Origin of the sequence: Micromonospora sp. NPDC051141 (genome assembly GCF_044455765.1) — a bacterium.
Classification (GTDB): Bacteria; Actinomycetota; Actinomycetes; order Mycobacteriales; family Micromonosporaceae; genus Micromonospora.
In genome coordinates this window covers 169,535-188,442 of record NZ_JBITFD010000014.1, presented here as the reverse complement: position 1 = coordinate 188,442, position 18,908 = coordinate 169,535, and the positions used below count along the sequence as shown (strand labels likewise).

General features: G+C 70.9%; 16 protein-coding genes and 1 pseudogene. 7 read left to right on the top strand and 10 right to left on the bottom strand.

The features are described 5' to 3' along the window. Window positions 1–22 precede the first annotated feature (22 nt). Window positions 23–631: a 30S ribosomal protein S4 gene (gene rpsD / locus ACIA6B_RS25225; RefSeq protein ID WP_396776902.1), complete on the bottom strand. Its 609-nt coding sequence runs from the start codon at window positions 629–631 to the stop codon at window positions 23–25. Window positions 632–703: 72 nt separating this feature from the next. Between rpsD and ACIA6B_RS25220 the strand changes: the two genes are divergently transcribed. Next, a complete protein-coding gene (locus ACIA6B_RS25220; protein WP_396776900.1) occupies window positions 704–1,435 on the top strand; it encodes a DUF2470 domain-containing protein in 732 nt (243 codons plus the stop codon). A 90-nt stretch (window positions 1,436–1,525) separates the two neighbouring features. Here the strand turns inward: ACIA6B_RS25220 and ACIA6B_RS25215 are convergent. Both ACIA6B_RS25215 and ACIA6B_RS25210 read right to left on the bottom strand, forming a co-directional pair. Next, a pseudogene (locus ACIA6B_RS25215) lies at window positions 1,526–2,110 on the bottom strand (MFS transporter); the annotation flags it as partial. A 50-nt stretch (window positions 2,111–2,160) separates the two neighbouring features. Next, on the bottom strand, window positions 2,161–2,550 hold the full coding sequence (locus tag ACIA6B_RS25210; protein ID WP_396776897.1) for a hypothetical protein: 390 nt from the start codon (window positions 2,548–2,550) through the stop codon (window positions 2,161–2,163). Window positions 2,551–2,582: 32 nt separating this feature from the next. Here ACIA6B_RS25210 and ACIA6B_RS25205 point away from each other — a divergent pair, with 32 nt between their 5' ends. Continuing rightward, window positions 2,583–4,220 (top strand): tetratricopeptide repeat protein, encoded by a 1,638-nt coding sequence (locus tag ACIA6B_RS25205; protein WP_396776894.1) that lies wholly within the window; start codon window positions 2,583–2,585, stop codon window positions 4,218–4,220. 238 nt (window positions 4,221–4,458) lie between these two features. Further along, entirely contained in the window at window positions 4,459–5,406 is a 948-nt protein-coding gene (locus tag ACIA6B_RS25200; RefSeq protein ID WP_396776893.1) for a DUF5954 family protein, read from the top strand. Window positions 5,407–5,728: 322 nt separating this feature from the next. Here ACIA6B_RS25200 and ACIA6B_RS25195 read toward each other — a convergent pair whose 3' ends face one another. Both ACIA6B_RS25195 and ACIA6B_RS25190 read right to left on the bottom strand, forming a co-directional pair. After that, complete coding sequence (locus ACIA6B_RS25195; RefSeq protein WP_396776892.1) at window positions 5,729–8,248, bottom strand: SpoIIE family protein phosphatase; 2,520 nt, start codon at window positions 8,246–8,248, stop codon at window positions 5,729–5,731. 611 nt (window positions 8,249–8,859) lie between these two features. Next, the gene (locus ACIA6B_RS25190; protein ID WP_396776947.1) at window positions 8,860–9,033 is read right to left on the bottom strand and encodes a CsbD family protein; all 174 of its coding nucleotides are present in this window, start codon (window positions 9,031–9,033) and stop codon (window positions 8,860–8,862) included. A gap of 211 nt (window positions 9,034–9,244) precedes the next feature. On the opposite strand from ACIA6B_RS25190, the gene ACIA6B_RS25185 reads away from it, so the two are divergent. Further along, entirely contained in the window at window positions 9,245–10,327 is a 1,083-nt protein-coding gene (locus ACIA6B_RS25185; RefSeq protein WP_396776890.1) for an aromatic acid exporter family protein, read from the top strand. Between the two features lie 344 nt (window positions 10,328–10,671). On the opposite strand, the gene ACIA6B_RS25180 is transcribed toward ACIA6B_RS25185, so the two are convergent. The 3 genes from ACIA6B_RS25180 to ACIA6B_RS25170 form a co-directional block, all read right to left on the bottom strand. Next, window positions 10,672–11,394 carry a GAF domain-containing protein gene (locus ACIA6B_RS25180; protein ID WP_396776888.1) on the bottom strand — a complete coding sequence of 241 codons (723 nt, stop codon included), beginning with the start codon at window positions 11,392–11,394 and terminating at the stop codon, window positions 10,672–10,674. Window positions 11,395–11,618: 224 nt separating this feature from the next. After that, window positions 11,619–12,944 carry a glycoside hydrolase family 18 protein gene (locus ACIA6B_RS25175; RefSeq protein WP_396776886.1) on the bottom strand — a complete coding sequence of 442 codons (1,326 nt, stop codon included), beginning with the start codon at window positions 12,942–12,944 and terminating at the stop codon, window positions 11,619–11,621. Window positions 12,945–13,036: 92 nt separating this feature from the next. Next, window positions 13,037–13,837, bottom strand: coding sequence for an SDR family NAD(P)-dependent oxidoreductase (locus ACIA6B_RS25170; RefSeq protein ID WP_396776885.1), 801 nt, complete (start codon window positions 13,835–13,837; stop codon window positions 13,037–13,039). Between the two features lie 655 nt (window positions 13,838–14,492). On the opposite strand from ACIA6B_RS25170, the gene ACIA6B_RS25165 reads away from it, so the two are divergent. Beyond that, window positions 14,493–15,428, top strand: coding sequence for a helix-turn-helix domain-containing protein (locus tag ACIA6B_RS25165; RefSeq protein WP_396776884.1), 936 nt, complete (start codon window positions 14,493–14,495; stop codon window positions 15,426–15,428). 39 nt (window positions 15,429–15,467) lie between these two features. Here ACIA6B_RS25165 and ACIA6B_RS25160 read toward each other — a convergent pair whose 3' ends face one another. After that, window positions 15,468–17,411 (bottom strand): S8 family serine peptidase, encoded by a 1,944-nt coding sequence (locus ACIA6B_RS25160; RefSeq protein WP_396776882.1) that lies wholly within the window; start codon window positions 17,409–17,411, stop codon window positions 15,468–15,470. Window positions 17,412–17,661: 250 nt separating this feature from the next. Here ACIA6B_RS25160 and ACIA6B_RS25155 point away from each other — a divergent pair, with 250 nt between their 5' ends. Continuing rightward, window positions 17,662–18,336, top strand: coding sequence for a hypothetical protein (locus ACIA6B_RS25155; protein ID WP_396776880.1), 675 nt, complete (start codon window positions 17,662–17,664; stop codon window positions 18,334–18,336). A 39-nt stretch (window positions 18,337–18,375) separates the two neighbouring features. Here ACIA6B_RS25155 and ACIA6B_RS25150 read toward each other — a convergent pair whose 3' ends face one another. Next, on the bottom strand, window positions 18,376–18,510 hold the full coding sequence (locus tag ACIA6B_RS25150) for a hypothetical protein (protein WP_396776878.1): 135 nt from the start codon (window positions 18,508–18,510) through the stop codon (window positions 18,376–18,378). Window positions 18,511–18,572: 62 nt separating this feature from the next. Here ACIA6B_RS25150 and ACIA6B_RS25145 point away from each other — a divergent pair, with 62 nt between their 5' ends. Then, window positions 18,573–18,908, top strand: a complete 336-nt coding sequence (locus ACIA6B_RS25145) for an RICIN domain-containing protein (protein WP_396776877.1) — start codon at window positions 18,573–18,575, stop codon at window positions 18,906–18,908.

Below are 18,908 nucleotides of genomic sequence, written 5' to 3'. Positions count from 1 at the left end.
GCCGGTCGACGGCCGCCGGACGTCAGCGGGAGTAGAACTCCACCACGAGCTGCTCGTCGCAGACCACCGGCACCTCGTGCCGGGCCGGCTCGCGCAGCAGCGTCGCGCGCAGCTCAGGCAGTTCCACCGACAGGTACGCCCGGGGTTGATCGTCGGCGTGCGCGCCGGCGGCGGCGAGCTGGAACGGCGGCAACGACCGGCTGCGCTCACGCACCGCCACCACCTGACCCGGCCGCAAGCGGTAGGAGGGCCGGTCGACCTTGCATCCGTCGACGGTGACGTGGCCGTGCCCGACGAGCTGACGCGCCTGGTAGATGCTGCGCGCCAGCCCGGCCCGCAGCACCACCGCGTCAAGCCGCCGCTCCAGCAGCGTGACCAGCGACTCGCCGGTCTTCCCGGCGCCGCGGGCGGCTTCGTCGAACGTGCGGCGCAGCTGGGTCTCGCTGACGTTGTACTGGTGACGCAGACGCTGCTTCTCCCGCAGTCGCACCTGGTAGTCGGAGGTCTTGCGGCGGTTGCGGCCGTGCACGCCCGGCGGGTAGGGGCGCCGTTCGAGGTATCGGACGCACTTGCGGGTCAGCGGGATGCCGAGGGCGCGGGAGAGCCGGGCCTTGGGGCGGGGGTGGTTCATGTCGACGGCTCCGATCGCATGGTCTAACCTAATTATTAGGTAAGCCTAACCTATGTTGAGGAGGTCGGGACCATGCGGCCCAGCCCGGCGGAGATCGTGCGTACCCTCGTCGCGGGCCGGCTGCCCGCCCTCGTCCACCTGGCCCGCCAGGCCCGCCCGCACCAGGTCCGACACGCCACCGACCCGGACGGTCGGGTGCTGCTGCTGGTGCCGGTGTTCAGCGACCTCGCCGCCGCGCTCGCACCACGGGCCGGGGACACCGACGTCGCCACCGTCCTGGACGTGCTCGACCTTCCGCCCGCCGCCGGCGCCCCCCCACTCGGCCGGGCCTGGATCTCGGGTTGGGCCGAGCGACTCGACGGCGACGAGGCCCGCGGCGCCGCCGTCGACTTCGCCGCCACCCACCCGACCGGCGACCTGCTCGACGTCGGCACCCGCTACCACCTGCACCGCTTCGAAGTGGCCGAGGCCCGCTGGGAACGCGCCGACACGGTGCGCCGCATCGACCCCGAGGCGTACGCGGAGGCCGAGCCCGACCCGCTGCACCCGGTCGAGGCGCAGCTGCTGGCCGACCTCGCCGACCACCACGCCGAGCAGGTCACCGGCTACCTACGCCAACACCTGACGCTGCCCGGCGCCGACACGCCACGGGTGGTCCGCATCGACCGGTACGGACTACTGGTCGCCCACGGCCGACCCGGCGCGACCCGACGGACCCGACTCGCCTTCGAACGGCCCGTCGCCGACGTCGCCGAGCTGTCCCGGCTGCTGCACCCGATGCTCTGCCAGCGACTGACCACCTGAAGGGCGGCCCTCACCCGGATGGTCCAGTCGACGAAGCCCTCGCCCCGGTCGCGCATCTCCCAGGTCCATGTCGATGTCAGCCCGTTCGTCCGGTCGCCGCGGCGACCGGACGAACGGGCCGCACACGGCCACCACCAGGAGGCCCAGACCGACGAACAGCCCGTCCAGCGGTAGCGCGTCACCGACCAGGCCCGCGGTCGCCGCGCCCAGGATGGTCGCCACCCCCACCCCGAGCCGCAGCACGCTGCTCGCCCGACCAAGCTCGCTCCGGGGCACCACGCGCTGGCGGTAGGTGGCAGCCAGAACGGCGGTCCAGACCGCGGCGGCGAGGTTCAGCGCGAGCAGAGCGCCGATCACCGATACCGTGGCACCCAGCGGCAGCAGCGCGAAAGAGAACCCGAAGGTGACGTTCGCCGCCCACATGCTCCGCCAGAGCGGAACGCGATCCCCGTATCGGGAGACGAGCCAGCCGCCGACGACCCCACCGATGGCGCCGACGGCGAGCACGTACCCGTAGTGGGTGACGGGAAGGCGTCGGTCGGTGACCACGAAGACGGCCAGCACGGAGAGCACCGCCGCGGCCGCGAGTGCCCGGATCACCGCGAAGACGAAGAACCAGCGGAGGAAGGCGTCACCGAAGGTCGCCCGGAAGCCGGCCACAAGCTGCGCTGCCATGCCGGCGCGTGGAGAGAACACGGCGGCAGCCGCGCGCTGCCCGGTTCGCCCTACGGTACCCGCGCGTTGCACAGCGCCGCAGCGCCGAACGACACGGCGTCGACCAGGAACGGAAGGGCTGGGGCGAGTCCGAACAGGAACGCCCCCGCACCGGGCCCGGCGAGGCTGTTCGCCGTGGTGGTGATCGAGGCGACCCGGCCGTTGACCACGCCCAGGTCGGCCCGGTCGAGTGCGTCGGCGAGAAATACCTGGACCGCACTGAAGTAGACGACTTCCGCCGTGGCGAGCACGAAGATCAGCGCGTAGACCCACCACACGGAGATCGCGCCGAGGATGAGGGCCACGGTGAACACCGTCGCCGCGACGGCCCGCGCCAGGTCGACCAGGACGACGACCACCTTCGACGGATAGCGGTCGGAGAGGAGGCCACCGAACAGCACGAATCAGATCTCCGAGGCTCGACGCCGGACAGGTGCGCCGCCTGCTGTCGGTGCTCGGCACCGCCACCGTGATCGTGACGAGCCGCACGGCGCTGCCGACGTTGGACGTAGCCCACCTCGCCGTCGGCGCGCTCACCTCCGACGAGTCGGTGGCGCTGCTCGCCCGGCACGCGGGGCCCGAACGCATTCTCGCAGCCCCGAAGGAGGCGGCGGCGCTTGCCGACCTGTGCGACCACCTTCCGCTCGCGCTACGCATCGTCGGGGCCCGACTGTTTGGCCGTCCGGAGTGGACGCTCACCGACATGGTCGCCCGGCTCGCCGACGAACAGTTCAGGCTGGATGAGCTGAGCTGCGACGACCTGGCCGTACGCGCCAGCCTCGCAGTCACCGCCGAACTCCTCGCCGACCGACCCGGCGGACCCGAGGCGGTGGACCTGTTCGACCGGTGGGGCATGGTCTGTCCCCCGACGATCGGTCTCGAACTGACCCAGGTTCTCACCGGAGCCGACGCTCGTGAGGCGCGCGCGCTGCTGGACCAGCTGGCCGCCGCCGGCCTCGTCGAGCCGTGCGGGACGGACCGTTACCGCCTGCACGATCTCGTCCGGCTCTACGCGATGGAGCGCGGCCGGCGCGACCCGACGACCCGGGCCGCGACGATCCACGCCGCCCGGTGCCACTGGCTCGGCACCACCCGACGGGCCGGGGACCACCTGCGACGCGTTCCCGACCGACCGGCGGACGGGTTCGTCGAGGCGCGGGCCGTCGTGACCTTCGCCGACCAGCGGGAGGCCCTGCGGTGGTTGGAGCGGGAGCGGGAGAACCTGATCGCCGCCGCGCGCGTGGCGGCCCGGGACAGCACCACCGAGGGTGACCTGTTCGCGGTCCGACTGTGCGCGGAGCTGTATCCGTTCCTGCCCATGCGGGGGTACTACCGCGATCTCCGTGAGGTGGCCCAGGCCGCGCTGCGGTGTGCCCGGCGACTGGGCAGCCGGCCGGACGAGGCGACCGCGCTCACCTACTTCGCGGTGGCCCAGTCCCGGCTGGGCGAGACCGAGCGGGCGGTCGACAGCCTCCGGATCGCGCTCGCACTGCGGGAGGCGGACGACGACACTGAGGCGGTGGCGGTGGCCGTCGACCATCTCGGCGTCCTGCTCGCCGCCGCCGGCCGACTCGACGAGGCCCGGGCGGCCTTCCTCCGAGCCCTCGACCTCCACCGTCCGCGCGCCGACCGCCGACGGATGGGCGTCACCCTGAACAACCTCGCCGACGTGCTGCTGCAACTCGACCAGTCCGACGCGGCGCTCGTCCATCTTCGGGAGAGCCTGCGGCTGCGCCGGGAGATCGGCGACGAACTGGGCCTCGGCATCACCATCCTGACCATCGGCCAGGCGTACGCCCGTAGCGGCCGGTACCGGCAGGCACACGGGTGGCTCGACAGAGCCCTCACCGCCGCCCGGGACACCGGCAACCGCGAGGCGGAGTGGCGGGTACTCACCGAGCGGGCGAAGGTGCACCGCGACACGGGCCAGCAGCTCCCGGCCCGCGACGACCTGCACCTCGCACTCGCCATCTCCGAGCAGACCGGCGACACCATCGGCGCCGACGAGGTGCGCCGCGCGCTGGACGCGCTCCGCGTCCCCGCCGCACGGCGATCGGCACGTCGGGCCTGACCTTGCCACGGAAGCCGCGGGAGCGGGGCGGTCAGCAACACTCGGGCGGTCCCCCTTCCGCGCCACGCCTGGGAGTTCCGCCGAGAGCCCCGGCGCACACCGTCCGGAAGCGGAGACCACGTGGTCCCCTGGGTGATTTCAGCACTCCTCGGCCTCTAACAGGCCGAGGAGGTCAATGCGCCTGAATCTCCGCGCGCCGTAGCCGCAAGCCACGCGAAGCTGTTACACAATGATCGCCATGAGTGAGCATGACGAGTCGGCGCCCGTGGTCGTGGTGCGGGTGCGGCAGCGTGCCGACCCGTTCGGAGCATCGACGGAGAATGACTTGTCCCGTCGTACTGCCCTGTATCCCACGATCCGCATCGGCGCGCCTCTGTTCGGTCACGCGGTCGCCGATGCTGGGCGGTGGCGGATTCACGCGGTGGTGGCAGACACGCCGCAGGAGGCCCGCGACACACTCGCGCATCGGCTGCGAGTCAGGCTCCGCGAGACGGTAGAGCCGGCGGTGGTCGCGCAGTTGACCGCGGTGGTGATGGTGCTGGACCGGGTGAAGGTCGACGAGGTGATCGTGGCGGGATGCGCGCACCGGATCATGCGGGTGGAGACGTTCGCGCGGTTCGGCCCGGACGGGCCGGAGCCGCCTCGACCGACTGATCGTGATCCCCGTGCGGCGGCCGATCACGACAGCTTTCTCGATGAGGAGATCGTTGCCGACCCGGATGCGGCGACCGATGTCAGCGAGGCGATGCCGCGGGTCGCGTTGATGACCACGCACTACCCACGCGGTCAGGTGCCCACCGATGTCCACGCCGACAGCAAGGCCGCCATCATCTCGCATCCGCTCGGGGTTGTCCTTCCGCCACGCTTCGCCGCAGCCGAGTGCGTCGGAGGGTCTTGGCGTCCGTACAGCCGCGCGGTGGCCACACCGCAGTTGGCCCGCAATGAGATCGCGTTCGGTCTGCGTCACCTCGAGCCGCTCCGCCTACGCCTCAGCGCCGCGCGGGCGAGGCCATATGAGCGTGCCGCCGACGATCTCGACGCGAGCCTGGCGGACGAGGTGATCGTGGCCGAACGCCGTTTCCGGGTCACCCGCATCGAGACACTGCTACGCCTGTCACCGGCAGGTCCCGAAGGTCCCCGGGCGTCCGATCACGATCCAGAGCAACCGCCTGCCGCTGAACGTTAGGAAACGCCCTCAGTCGGCACCCTGCCCCGGTGGATGCCCTCGGACGGTTTGGGCCCCACCGGCCGGCGTTCCCTAACCGACGTCTCGCAGCTCGGTGCGGGGCCGTTGCTTCGACACGGTGGAACCGGGGGTGCCACGACGGGCGTTCGGCCTGGAAGCACCGCGGGCGATGGGCAGGCTCGACGTGAACGACTTCGATGGCGAACTCCGCCCGGGCCGCCGACGCGTTGCCCGGGTCACCAAGCTCTCCCCCAACGACAGGTCCCCACAGAAGGTCGTAAGCACCGACTCGGCCCTCCGCCTTCAACCGCACGCACGCGCGTCAACCACCGATGCGAAGCGCGAGGATCGCGATGTCGTCGGCGACCGGGCCGAGCTGGTAGGCGGCCACCCCGTCGCGCACCAGCTCGACCAGCCGCCGCGGATCGCCGTCGGACGCGCCGCGCAGCAGCGCCACGAGTCGTTCCTCACCGAAGAGGCCGTCCGGCCCGCGCGCCTCGATCACTCCGTCGGTGTAGAGCAGCACGGTGTCACCCGCGGCCAGGGCCACCGACCGGTGCCCCACCCGCACCTCGGGAAAGGCCCCCAGCAGCACGCCGGGCAGATTGATCACCTCGACCCGCCCGTCCACCCGCCGAACCAACGCGGGAGGGTGGCCCCCCGAGGCCAGCTCCAGGTCGGCGCCGCCGTCGCGCAGCCGCAGCCGCAGGCACACCACGCTGAGGAATCGGTCCACGTCCGGGTCGTTGCGCAGCCGGCCGTGCAACTGGCGCAGCGCGGTGGCCGGCTCGGCCAGGGCCGCGGTGATCCGCAGTGTGTGCCTGGCCAGACCGGTGACCGAGGCGGCGTCCACGCCCCGGCCGGCGACGTCACCGATCACGAGGACCCACTCCCGCCCGGCGGCGCCGTCGACCGGGAACACGTCGTAGAAGTCGCCGCCGACCCCGGCCGAGTCCCCGGCCAGGTAGACGGCGGCCAGATCGGCGCCGGGCACCCGCGGCAGCCGCGAGGGAAGCAGACTGCGTTGCAGACGTACGGCGGTGGCGTGCTCCCGCTCGTAGAGCTGCGCCCGGGCGAGCGCCTGACCGGCCAGCCCGGCCAGGGTGACCAGGAAGTTGCGGTGCGCCGGCTCGAACTCCTGCGCGTCGGCGTACCCGAAGATGAGCACCCCGGCGGCGGTCCCCCGCCCGTGCAGCGGCACCATCGCCCACGACCGGTACGGGCTGCGCCGCACCGCCTCGGCCACCTCGGGATAGTCGTCGACCAGGGGTTGAATGTCCGGGAAGAAGCGGGGTTCCTCGTCGCAGAAGGTCGCCGCGATCGGATGGATGGCGTCCCGCCCGACGGCCTTCCACCGTGCCGGGGGCTCCTGGCCGGTGGGCGCGAACCGGATCTGCCGGCCGCTCTCGTCCATCAGCGCGACGGCGGCGAGGGCCGCCTCCGCGGCCGGGCCGGCGCCGTCCCGGACCGCGTCGACCACCTCGGCCACGGAGACCGCCTGGGAGAGCGCGGCGGTGAAGTCCTGCACCCGGCGGGCCCGCAGCTCCTCCCGCCGGCGGCGCGTCACGTCGGTGACCAGGACGGCCACCGCGCCGGCCCGGCCACCGCCGCCGGGCACGGCGAGGAAACTGCTGAGGTACGTCCGCCCGGCCCGGACGATCTCCACGTCGCGGACCTCGCCGGCATCGGCGACTTCCCGCATCAGCGGTTCGAGGACCGGCCCGAGTTCGGGGAGGAGGTCCGGCACCCGGCGGCCGAGATGGTCCGCCACCGGGTGGCCGTTCCACCCCGCCAGAATGGCGTTGATCCGGAGGTAACGCAGGTCGGTGTCGAGCAGGGCGACGCCGACAGGCGCGTTCTCGACGAGCGTGTCGAGCGCGGTGAGCATGGCGGCCCGTTCCGCGGTGACCTGCTCGACACCGAGGGTCGCCTCGTCGGCCACCTCGTCGAAGACGGCCGCGACGCCGACCGGCCCGACCGGCGTCGTCCCGTGCACCGGGTAGTAGCTCCCCCGCCACCGTCGGCGGCCGGGCCGGCCCGGGGTGGCCCCGACGACATCCAAGTTGACCATCGGTCGCCCGGTATCGAGCACCTGCCGGAGCTGGTCGGCGAACGACTCGGGCAGGTCCGGCAGCACCTCGCGCAGGTGCCGCCCCACATGGTCGGCGGCGGGCCGCCCATTGATCTCGGCCGCCCGCTGGTTGGCCCTCACGAAGCGCAGGTCGCGGTCCAGCACGCTCACCCCGACCGGCAGGTGGAGCAGGACCGTCTCCAGCAGCGTCTGGTCGATGGCGGCGACCGTCGGCGACCGCCCCAGGCCGGCCACCGACGAGGGACCGGGCGGCCCGGGTTCGTCGGCGACCGGTCGGCGCGCGCCGTGCCGCCGTCCAGCCGCGCGTATCCGCCGGGCGGCGGTCGCGGCGAGTGTCGTCGCCACCGACGCGGCGCCGGGCGGCACCACGCCACGAAAGCCGAGGCTCATCGCGCCGATGATCGTCCCGTCGGCGCCGGGATGCCACAGCGGCACGGCCACCAGACCCTCGATGTCGGCGGTCGGCAGACTCGCGGTCGCCGGGAAGCGGATCAACCGTTCCCGGAACGAGTCCGCCACGATCACCTCGCCGGTACGGGCGGCCCGGGAGATCCCGACCGGGGCAGCGAGCGGGAAGTGGGCCCACGTCTCGGCCAGCTCGGGCACCATGCCGACGTGGTCGACCAGGTCGAGCTGCGTGCCGGCCGAATCGAGCAGCACGAGGACCGCCACCTCTGCCCTGGTGCGCCGCAGGACGTTTGACGGGAGCAACTCGCCGTCACCGACCGCGAGCCCGGCCCGATGCCTCACGCTGCACTCCCCATCCGACGGAGGGCCGAACGGACGGGCCCGAGCAGACGCTACCGCCGCCGGCACGTCCGGTCGACCCGTCGAACACCGGGCCGCTCCAGAGCTGTCGGTCAGCTCACATCCGCTTCCGTCATCCGGCCCTTTCGGGCCCGTCCACGGCTGAGCCGGCTCCCGCCGTACCGTCGTTGACGGCAACGCTCAGAGCGGTTGCATGCCCGTATCGGGCCTCGGTCTCGCCGTTCGGAGCCGCGGCGTCGGGCGCGGCGGTACCTGTGCGGCCTGATCTCGGGTCTGGGCCGTAAGAACGGCTACACCCTGGCGGAACAGGCCGGGAATGTGTCGCATCGATGGCCACGATGGCGAAGTCGATACCAATACCGCGCCGGAACAGCCCACCGCCAGCGAGGACACCGACTTCACCAGGTGCGGTTGGAGTACCAGGCCGGCCAGAAGCGTGCCCGGCGACCCCGCACCCGCGCGGATAACACTGACGCGCGGGATCACGGACGAGCCTGAGTCCGCGATCCCGTTCGGTCACCGACCCGGGCTCGTCTGTCGCGGCACGGCTCCCCACCACTGGGCCGGACAAGCGGCGGCGCGCCTCGCCGAGATCAGCTCTTGAAGGCGTCCCTAATCTTCTCACCAGCCTGCTTGAGCTTTGCGACAGCCTGGTCACCACGGCCCTCGGCTTCGAGCCGCTCGTCGTCGGTAGCCCGTCCGACGCCTTCCTTGACCTTTCCGGTGACGTTCTGAGCAGTGTTGTCGATCTTGTCGCCGAATCCCACGGCAATCTCCCTGATAACGCGCGCTCGCGCGGTGATGATGGTGTGACGGGCAAATACCCGGTTCGCTCGATCGTCAATCACTCATTCAAGAAGACGCCGTCATGGTTCGCGCCGCCCCATCGGACTACCGACGAGGCGGGCGGGTAGAGGAAGACGTGACCGAGCCCGCGCCTTTCCGCCTCCGATCGCCTGACGATCAGCGCGCCACGTGATGGGCGTACCGACGACAGTGCGCCGCTACGCCCGGGAGGCGGTCGAGCGGCTGCGCAGCTACTTCATCGTGGCGCTTCAGGCCGGGCTCGCGGCCGGACTCTCCTGGTATGTCGCGAACACGTTGCTGCACAACCCGCAGCCGCTGTTCGCGCCCGCCGCGGCGGTCGGCACCATCGCCGCCGCGATCGGAAACCGGGTACGCCGCACCGCCGAACTGCTCGCGGGCGTGGTCCTCGGCGTCCTGGTCGGCGACCTGATCATCGCGGTGATCGGCTCTGGACCGGTGCAGACCGGGCTGGTGGTCGCGGCGGCCATCTCGGTGGCGGTGATCTTCCGGGGCAACGGAGCGGTGATGGTGCAGGCTGGTAGCACCGCCGTCCTCCTGGGCAGTGTCGAGCCCACAGCGCCGGACCTGGCCGTGCCACGGACCGCGAACGCCCTGGTCGGCGGCGGCATAGCCGTCGTGGTGGCGCTGCTGCTGCTACCGCTGAATCCGGTGCGGGTCGTGCACCGGGCCGCCGGACCCACCCTCGACCTGTTCGCCAACCAGCTCACCGCCGCCGCGCAGGCGCTCGCCACCGGCAACATCGAGCAAGCGGACGCGGCGCTGCAACGCCTCCAGGCAGCCGAGGCCGAACGTAAGCAAACCACAGAAATTGTTGCCGCAGCTCGCGAGGTGACAGCGTTGTCACCGTGGAGATGGCGACGGCGTGGCCAGCTCCGCCGCTACGAGAACGCGTCCACCCACCTGGAACTGGCGTTCACCAACAGCCGCAACATGGTACGCCGGATCGTCGCGCTGCTGGACGCCCGGGAACCTGTGCCGCCCGACCTGCCGGCAGCGATAGAGACGTTCGGCCAGTCGCTACGACTGCTGCACCGTGACTTCCTGGCTGGCCGTACCCCCGAGATCGCCCGTTCCCGGGCGCTGGAAGCCGTCGAGGCGGTCCGGCGGGCCCGCGACACCGATCTCGGCTTCTCCGGCAACATCGTCGCTTCGCAGGTGTTCATCGTGGTGAACGAACTGCTCCAGGCAGCCGGCATGAGCAAGGCCGAGGCGGACCAGGCAGCCAGCGTCTGAGCGCGAGCAAAACGGACGTACCCGATCGAGACGACCCGATATTAGTGTCGCACCGAGGGCTATGGCGGCCCTCGTCGGTCGGCCCGCCGCCGATCACTCCCACCTCGTGTCATGACCGAAAGGAGCTTCCGCCGGACCAGCGCGCTGCTGGCGAATCACGACCGACCGGCGAAGAGGAGGCCCGCCTCAGCGGCTCGGACGGCCAAGTCGGCGCGAGCGGACGAGGTACTCTGACCGGCGGGACGGCGACGTCGGCGCCAGGGCGACAACCGGGCAGTCTCCTGCCGGTAGCCGCGCCGCACGGCTCTCCTATTCGGGCTCCCCGCGCCGCTCTCGCCTTGGGGTCATCCTCCAGTCAAGTCGCGGCGGGCCCGCCGTTCGGCTCGCACCGCCCGCAGCGCGTCGAGTCGTAGATCGAGCTGCCGTGCCACCAAGCTGGCCAGACGCACCAGGGAGGCTCTCTGGTCGTGGGTCAGCTTCTGCGTGATGACATCGAGGGCAGCCACCACTCCCAGGCGGTGACCGTCCCGGGTGATGATCGGCGCGGCGGCGTAGAAGCGCAGGCCCAGACCTCCCCGAACGAGGGGGTGGCTCAGCGTCCGCGGATCGACCTGTAGATCCTCGATCACATACGGACCGTGTGCGCAGAACGCCGACGCACACAGTCCGGAATCCACACCGACCTCGCTGACACCGTGAAGGCCCTGACTGGCGGCGAACCAGACCCGATCGGCGTCGACGATGCTCACCGTCGACATCGCCGTGCCGCAAACGCTGACAGCGAGTGCCGCTATGTCGTCGAAGGTGCCATCGGCGGGCCTGTCGAGAATGTCGTGACAGCGCAGCATGTCGAGTCTGTCCGAGTCGCGGCGAACGCGTTCGTGCTCGGCGTCGTCGCCACCGCCATTCAGCCGGTACATCGTTTCCATATCTGTCGCATCCTCTTCTCGTCCGTCATTCACACCCACGGACGATTTCGGAATCTGCGGGACGACCGACGACGACCATACCAGCGGGATCGATCTCTTAGACGGCGACCCGAGCGCACAGCCGACATGCTGGAACATCTAAACCTGGTAGCAGCGGCGAGCTGAACATGAGCGTTGCCCGGCACCGGGCCTGTGCTCGCTCGGCGAGTCAGAGCCCCCGGTTCTGCATGGTCGATCAGTCTCGGGTAAGACGCAGAGCCTCCCATCAATCGATCTGTGACCGACTGGGTCGAGATCGACCCCCGGCCGCGCCGCCGCGTTGCCAGTTCGGGGAAGCACGGCGGCGCATTGGTGCGGGTGGGTCAGGGGGTCCGGAGACCGGCGGCGATCGTCCGGGTCAGGGTGGCCCGGTCGTCGTCACCGTCGAGCGACCAGACCATCGCCCCGCCGAGGCGCTCCTTGCGGATGTAGAGCGTCTTCTGCAGCACGGTGACCGGGTCGTCGTAGGTCCAGAAGGTGGTGCCGTCGAAGAGCCAGGCGTGCCCGGTACGCAGGTCGCGGTGCACCCGGTAGCCCTGCGCGGGCAGGTTCTTCAACATTTTGTAGTCCTCGTTACCGGGTGCCCAGGTGCCCGCCGCCGGGCCGGTGGCCGGCTTGAACAGGCCGTTGCCGCCGCCGGTCACGCCGGTCCAGCCCTGGCCGTAGTACGGGATGCCGAGCACCAGCTTGCCGCGCGGCGCGCCCCGGTCGAGCCAACCGTCGATGGCTCGTTCGATGGTGAAGTCCGGGTTGTCCGGGGCGGCGGCTGACCGGCGCAGCGCCGAGTGCTGGTTGGTCACCGACTCCCAGGTGCCGTGAAAGTCGTAGCCCTGGACGGTGGCGAAGTCGAGATCCTTGAAGATTTTCCTGGCCTCGAAGCCGGCGTCCATGGCGGCCGGGTTGGCCGGGAGGAACGCGGTCAGCTCGTAGTGCCTGCGGGTGACCCGACCGTAGCCGTCAAGCTGGCGGCGGAACTCGGCGACCAGCGCGGTGAAGTTCTGCTTGTCCTCCGGGCGGACGATGTTGCCGGGCTCACCCGCCGAGCCGGGCCACTCCCAGTCCAGGTCGATGCCGTCGAAGACACCGGCGGCCGAGCCGGCACCGCCGACCTCACCGACCACCGGCAGGTTGCCCTTGAGGAACCGGTCCACACAGGAGGTGACGAAGGTCCGCCGGGACTCCGGAGTGAGAGCCGCGTCGGAGAAGTACGTCGGCCAACTCCAGCCGCCGAGCGAGAGAAGCACCCGCAGGCCCGGGTGTTTGGCCTTGAGCTTGCGCAGTTGGTCGAAGTTGCCGTTCAGCGAGTCACCGGCCGCGTCGGCGATCCCGTCGACACTCTCCTCGGCCGACACCGGGCGCTGGTAGTCCGCCCAGGCGTCGCCGGAGGCGCAGAGCCCGTCGGCGGTGACGTCGCCGAAGGCGTAGTTGATGTGGGTCAGCCTCGCGGCGGCCCCGGAGGTGTCGAGCTTCTTGACCGGGAAGGCCCGGCCGTAGATGCCCCACTGGGTGAAGTAGCCGACCCGATGAAACCCGTCCCGATGGGCCACCCTGGACGGCGAGGCCTGCACGGCGGCGACCGGGACGCCGACGGCGAGGACGGTCAGAGCGGTGACGAAGGTGGCGAGCCGGCGGGGGATCGTTCCGCGCATGTGCCCTCCCGGGCGGTTGACGAAGCGAAACAGTGAACAAACTTTCCTGATCTCCAGGAAGCTAGAACGCCGCTCGCGCCGAGGTCAAGGGCCTACTGCGAACAGCGGGGGCGCGACGCTTTCGCGAACTGCGCTGCCTTGATCCGTTCGGGCAGGATCCGCTGGCGGATTGCGGCACGCCAGGTAGCGCGGTCGCCGCCGATGACGTGGTCGCGGCCGGCCATCAGGCCGGCGAACCCTTTGACCGCGACGACCTGAGGGTCGTTCTTCCACGAGTTGTCGCCGAACCGGGTGCCGCCCATCCCGGCCCGGGCGTGGAACTCGGTGGCGGTGGCGCCGGGCAGCAGCGCGGTGACAGTGACTCCGGTGCCGAGAAGTTCCTGGCGTAGTCCCTGGGCGAAGGAGTACACGAATGCGCGGGTCGGGCCGTACACCGTCTCGAACGGGGTGGGCGTGGTCGCGGACAGAGAACTGGTGAACAGGATCCGGCCCGCACGGTTGGCAATCATGTGTCGAGCGATCGGTTTGGCGAGTCTGACCTGGGACACGACATTCAGGTTGATCTCGTCGAGTTCGTCGGCGAGGTCAGTGTCGACGAACGCGGCACCGCCGAGGCTGACGCCCGCGTTGAGCATGGCGATCGCCAAGGGCCGGCCGGTAGCGGTGACGGCGTTCCAGACCTGATCGACGCCCTCGGCGGTACGCAGGTCGGACTGCACTGCGGTGACCTGGACGCCGGTATCCGCGGCGAGGCGGGTGGCGGAGTCGTGCACGCGTCCGCTGGCCCCGGTGATGATGACGTCGTGCCCGTGTCGGGCGGCCTGCTGGGCGAGGGCGTAGCCGATGCCGGCGGATGCGCCGGTCACCAGGGCCAAAGGTCGTGAAGCGGTCATGGTATGGATCCTTACCGGTCGCGATCGGGAGTGGGAGTTGGGGGCGGGTGGTGCCGCGAGTCGTGCTCGACGCCGCCATCCGGGAGGTCGACATCGTCGTGCAGCCCAGCAGATGTCGAACCCGGCCAAACGCTGGGCCGGCCCTGGAACGGCTCCCGATCAGGCAGATACGCGCTCGGTAATTCCTGAACCAGAGGCCGTAACCTAACGCGACCAATTCTCGGTATACCGATCGAAGGGGTACAGGGCTCGCCCGGCCGGAGGGGGTCCGGCTGCGTGTGGCGGGCCGCGCTGAACAGGCCGGCGTCGCGTGTGCGAGGCGCCGGCCTGTTCAGTCCTGCGATACCGACCGACTGAGGCAGCGCGTGGTCAGGGCGCCACTCCTCCGCAGCTACCGCCGCCGACGAACGGTTGTCGCAGCCAGGCGGTGTCGTACCTCGAGGGCGTCGACAGGCGTCAGTGCGCGCGGCGTGACTTGAAGCACCCCACCGACGCCTGCTCATCGCATTGGGCGGATGCGGGCCACGCTAGGCGGGGTTCTTGGGCCGCCGGTCAGCCTGAGCTGTCAGCCACTTGTCGGCCGCGAGCGGAGCGAGCCCACCCGGGCCGACCGCCGAGGTGGCGCGTCGGGCCCGGCGTAGCGATACTCGCCACCATGGACAGGCCCCGTGCGGAGTTGGGCCGGGACCTGGCGCACGCGCTGCGGACCGGGCCATTCTCGGCGGCGCTCCACCTGGCCATCGAGGATCGCGGGCTGAAGTTGGAGGAGATCCAGGAACGGTTGTCGGCGGCGGGAGTCGGCGTCAGCCTCACCACATTGAGCTACTGGCGGCGTGGTCGCAGCCGGCCCGAACGTCCGGACTCCATCCGGGCGGTGCGGCTGCTGGAGAAGATCCTCGACCTGCCGTCAGAGTCGCTGATCGTGCAGCTCGGACCGCGACGCCCGCGCGGCCGGTGGTTGAGTCAGCCGCCCGGAACCATCGAGATCGACCGGCTGTTCCACGACCGTACCGGGCTGGCCAGGATGATCGCCGAGGTCGACCGCTGGCACTACCACGAGCTGACCCGACTCAGCCTGCACGATCTCTACCAGGTCGGCGTCCGTCGTCAGGAGATCAGCCTCGTCTGTCGCCAGGTACTGCGGGCCAACACCGACCGGGTGTCACGGACGGTGGGCATCTTCCGCACCGACGACCCGTCCGCGACGACCCGGATCAACGCGGTACGCAACTGCCGGATCGGCCGGGTCCGCTCCGATCCCGGGTCCGGAATCCTGGTCGCGGAGATCGTCTTCGACCGCATGCTGGCCCGGGGCGACTCGGTCGTCCTCGAGTACGAGTTCCTCAGCGACTCGCAGCGCCCCACCGACAACTACTACCGGGCCTTCTCGACGCCGGTCGGCGAGTACGTGCTTCAGGTGCAGTTCGACCACGACGCCGTACCGGCCCGCTGCCACCGGTTCGAGCGTCGCGGGCTCGACGCGCCCGACCAGGGCGTCTGGGAGGCGTGGATCGGCTCCACCCACGGCGCTCACCTGATCGCCTCCGACATTCCGCCCGGGATCGTCGGTATGCGGTGGGAGTGGGAGTGAGCGGCCCTGCTCCACCGCCCACTCCCACCACGGCACCGATCAGCCGACGGTGACCGTCACGTCGTCGAGCGCAAAGCTGGTCTGGTACGACCAGTCCTCGACGCCGGTGAACGTCAGCGCGGCAGTCCGGCCGACGTATCCGCTGAGGTCGATCACCTTCTCCACATACCCACCGGTGCGGTCGAGGTTGGAGTAACGAGCCACGGTGGCACCGCCGTAGCTGACGGTCAACGTGTCGTACGCCAGGTTCTCGTACTCCGCGGTGGTGATCCGGACCCAGAAGCGCAGGGTCGCGGTCGTGCACCCGGCCGGGATCGCCACCTGCTGCGTGACGGTGTCGGTCTGCACCGCGCCGCCGCCGTTCAACCAGGCGTTGCGGCTGCCGGAGCGGGCCGGCTGCGCCGCCCACGTGCCGATCACGTTCGCCGTGGCCGTCCAGGGCGTGGCGCCGTTCTCGAAGCCCGGGTTGCCGACCACCTGGGCCGACGTGCAGCCGCCACCGCCGGTCACCGTCCAGCGGAAGGTGGCGGTCGCGGAGCGCGACGCGGCGTCGGTGAGCGTCACCGTCACCGTCGTGGTGCCCGCCGCCGTGGCGGCGCCGGTGATCCGGCCGGTCGAGGCGCCGATCGCCAGCCCTGCCGGCAGGCCGGAGGCGCTCCACGTGTACGGCGTGGTGCCGCCGCTGCCGCGCAGCTGGAGGTCGACCGCCTGCCCGAGCCCGGAGGTCTGGTCACCCGGCCCGGTCACCGTCGGGGCATCAGGCGCGGGGTCGGTGCCGCCGACGAAGCCGGTGTAGAGCAGCACGTTCGGCGATCCGCTGCCCGCACTGGTGATCTTGCCGGTGGTACCGTTGTCCACCAGTGCGGCCCGCACCTGCGCGGGCGTGGCGGACGGGTTGGCACCCAGGTAGAGCGCGGCGGCACCGGCCACGTGCGGCGAGGCCATCGAGGTCCCGGTCATCGTCGCGCTGCCGGTGTTGCTGGCGTACGAGGCGGAGACGATGCTGGTGCCGGGGGCGAACAGGTCGAGGCAGGAGCCGTAGTTGCTGCTGCTGTTGCGCCCGTCGGAGCTGGTGCTGTTGCCGACGGTGACGGCCGCCGCGACCGCCTGCGGGCTGTAGTAGCAGGCGTCGTCGGACGAGTTTCCGGCCGCCTGCACGAACTGCACGCCGGATCCGATCAGGCTGGTGACGGCGCTGTCCATCGCCTGGCTGGAGCACCGGCTGCCACAGCCGATGCTGTAGTTGGCCACCGCCGGCCTCTGCGCGTTGGCACGAACCCAGTTGATCCCGGCGATCAGATCGTCGTTGGTGCCGGTGCCCTGGCAGTTGAGCACCCGCACCGACACCACCGCCGCCTTCTTCGCGACGCCGTACGTGCTGCCCACCGCCGTGCCGGCCACGTGCGTACCGTGCCCGTGGCAGTCCTGCGGCGTGCTGTCGCCGTCGACGACGTCGGTGCCCTGGCGGACCCGGCCGGTGAACTCGGTGTGGTTGGCGTTGATGCCGGTGTCCAGGACGTAGACGGTGACGCCCTGCCCGGCCCCGGACGGGTAGGTGAACGACCGGTCCAACGGCAGGCTCCGCTGGTCGATCCGGTCGTCGCCCCAGTTCGGCGGATTGGTCTGGGTGTCCGACACCTGGACGCGTTGCACCTGTTCGACAGCGGCGACGGCCGGATCGGCGGCCAGGCGCGCGGCCTGGCGCGCAGGCATCTCGGCCGAGAAGCCGGTCAGCGCGGACCCGTACACGTGGCGGGTCCGGGCACCGAAGCGACCGGTCAGCTCTCGGGCGCGGTCGTCGAGCACCGCGCGGGCGAGCCCGGTGTCCTTCAGAGTCACGATGTAGCGGCCGGCCACCGCGGTCGGACTGTCCGCGTTCCGGACGACACCGGTCGGATCGGCCTGGGCCGGTCCGCCGATGCCGACGATGCCGGCCAGTGCCACGCCCAGCGTGAGACCGGCGGCGGCGAGTCGTAGCGACACGGGTGATCTCCTCCTCATGCCGACTCCGGGTGTCGCGTCCCGGCGACGGGGAGACCCGGAGGGCTGTGTCGGAAAGGTAGGAGTGGATGTGCCGGCGGCGACAGGTCGGTTAACAGCTGTCAATGATGTGCCGGTTCAAAACTGTTTATGAGGTCGGCCCCTCCCGACGCGCATTCGGAGGCAATACCCTCATTCAAGTTTGTCCATCGACTGGTCGACACGCAGCGTCGCACACCCCTCCGGAGGCACGATGAGGTCCCGTCTCGCCCGTACGCTCGGCGCGCTCGCGCTCGCCCTGGGTGCCGCCGCCGCGCCGGCGGCCCCGGCCGGCGCGCACGCCACGGCCGACACGATCGGGGTCTACCCGCCGATCCAGGGCTCGTCCACCTGGGACCGGTTCGGCGTGTCCGGTCCGGCCGGCCATCACATCGTGTTCGGGAACTGGGGTTACACCAACGACTGGGCGGTGGACATCTACCGCGCCCCCGGGGCCACCGTCGTCTCACCCTTCGGCACCAAGACCGCGGCCGGGCACCCGGTCGCGGTCACCGTGGTGACTGTCCGCGCGGGCTGCGCGACCGGAAACCTCGCCGACGGCGGCTACCGGATCGGGCTCGAGGCGCGGGACACCACGACCGGCGAGATCATCGGCCGGGCGGATGTGATGCACGTGAACAACAAGTCCGGCGGCATCGTCGTCGGCGCCTCCGTCGGACCGTGGACCAAGCTCGGCGAGACCGGCAGGTTCCGGTACTCCAGCTGCTACCAGGTCAACGGCGACAGCGGGGCGCACATCCACCTGGAAGTCATCAACCAGCACCGGTACTCGTGCTACGTGGCACGCGCGGCGAACACCGCTCTCACCGACCTGACCGTGGTCGGCCGGATCGGCACCCACCACTCGGGCCAACGCGCGGCCTGCTGACAGCGCCCTCCTCCGGTCCGGGCCGAGGTGCGGGGGCGATCAGGTGAGGTCCCGGCGAACGGGCAGGACGACGGCGACCAGGCAGGCGACGAGTGCGTGGCCAGCGAACGGCAGCGCCTTACCCGCACCGCCCACGCCGCACCCGCCGTCGAGGTGGATAGAGGGCTCTAGCATGCGGAGTCACCGAAGGGGGGCCGACCATGCCCGATAGTCGTCGTAGTCGCCGCATCCTGTCCGTGACCACCGTGCTCGCCCTGCTGGGCTTCATGTTGGTCGCCGCGCCAGCCGCCGCGGAGGAACCGCCACCGCCGGTCCTGAAGATCCAGAACGTCGGCACCCGACTCTGCCTCACGCCCGCCGGCTCGAGCACCGCGTCGGGCACCACGATCGTTCAGTACGCCTGCGAGGGCTACAACCCGCGCAACTGGCAGTTCGTCCTCAATCAGGAGACGTTCTCGTACCAGATCCGCAACGTCTACACACACCTGTGCCTCTCACCGGCCGGCGGCAGCAACGGCCTCAACGTCGTGGTCGTGCAATCCGCCTGTGACCTGAACCGGTCACGGCTGTGA

Excerpts from the sequence above, each read along its gene's own strand:
- ACIA6B_RS25185 (WP_396776890.1), top strand. The coding sequence starts at position 9,245 with ATGGGCGTACCGACGACAGTGCGCCGCTACGCCCGGGAGGCGGTCGAG.
- ACIA6B_RS25155 (WP_396776880.1), top strand. The coding sequence starts at position 17,662 with ATGAGGTCCCGTCTCGCCCGTACGCTCGGCGCGCTCGCGCTCGCCCTG.
- ACIA6B_RS25165 (WP_396776884.1), top strand. The coding sequence starts at position 14,493 with ATGGACAGGCCCCGTGCGGAGTTGGGCCGGGACCTGGCGCACGCGCTG.
- ACIA6B_RS25180 (WP_396776888.1), bottom strand. The coding sequence starts at position 11,394 with ATGTTCCAGCATGTCGGCTGTGCGCTCGGGTCGCCGTCTAAGAGATCG.
- ACIA6B_RS25175 (WP_396776886.1), bottom strand. The coding sequence starts at position 12,944 with ATGCGCGGAACGATCCCCCGCCGGCTCGCCACCTTCGTCACCGCTCTG.
- ACIA6B_RS25200 (WP_396776893.1), top strand. The coding sequence starts at position 4,459 with ATGAGTGAGCATGACGAGTCGGCGCCCGTGGTCGTGGTGCGGGTGCGG.
- ACIA6B_RS25170 (WP_396776885.1), bottom strand. The coding sequence starts at position 13,837 with ATGACCGCTTCACGACCTTTGGCCCTGGTGACCGGCGCATCCGCCGGC.
- ACIA6B_RS25220 (WP_396776900.1), top strand. The coding sequence starts at position 704 with ATGCGGCCCAGCCCGGCGGAGATCGTGCGTACCCTCGTCGCGGGCCGG.
- rpsD (WP_396776902.1), bottom strand. The coding sequence starts at position 631 with ATGAACCACCCCCGCCCCAAGGCCCGGCTCTCCCGCGCCCTCGGCATC.
- ACIA6B_RS25150 (WP_396776878.1), bottom strand. The coding sequence starts at position 18,510 with ATGCTAGAGCCCTCTATCCACCTCGACGGCGGGTGCGGCGTGGGCGGT.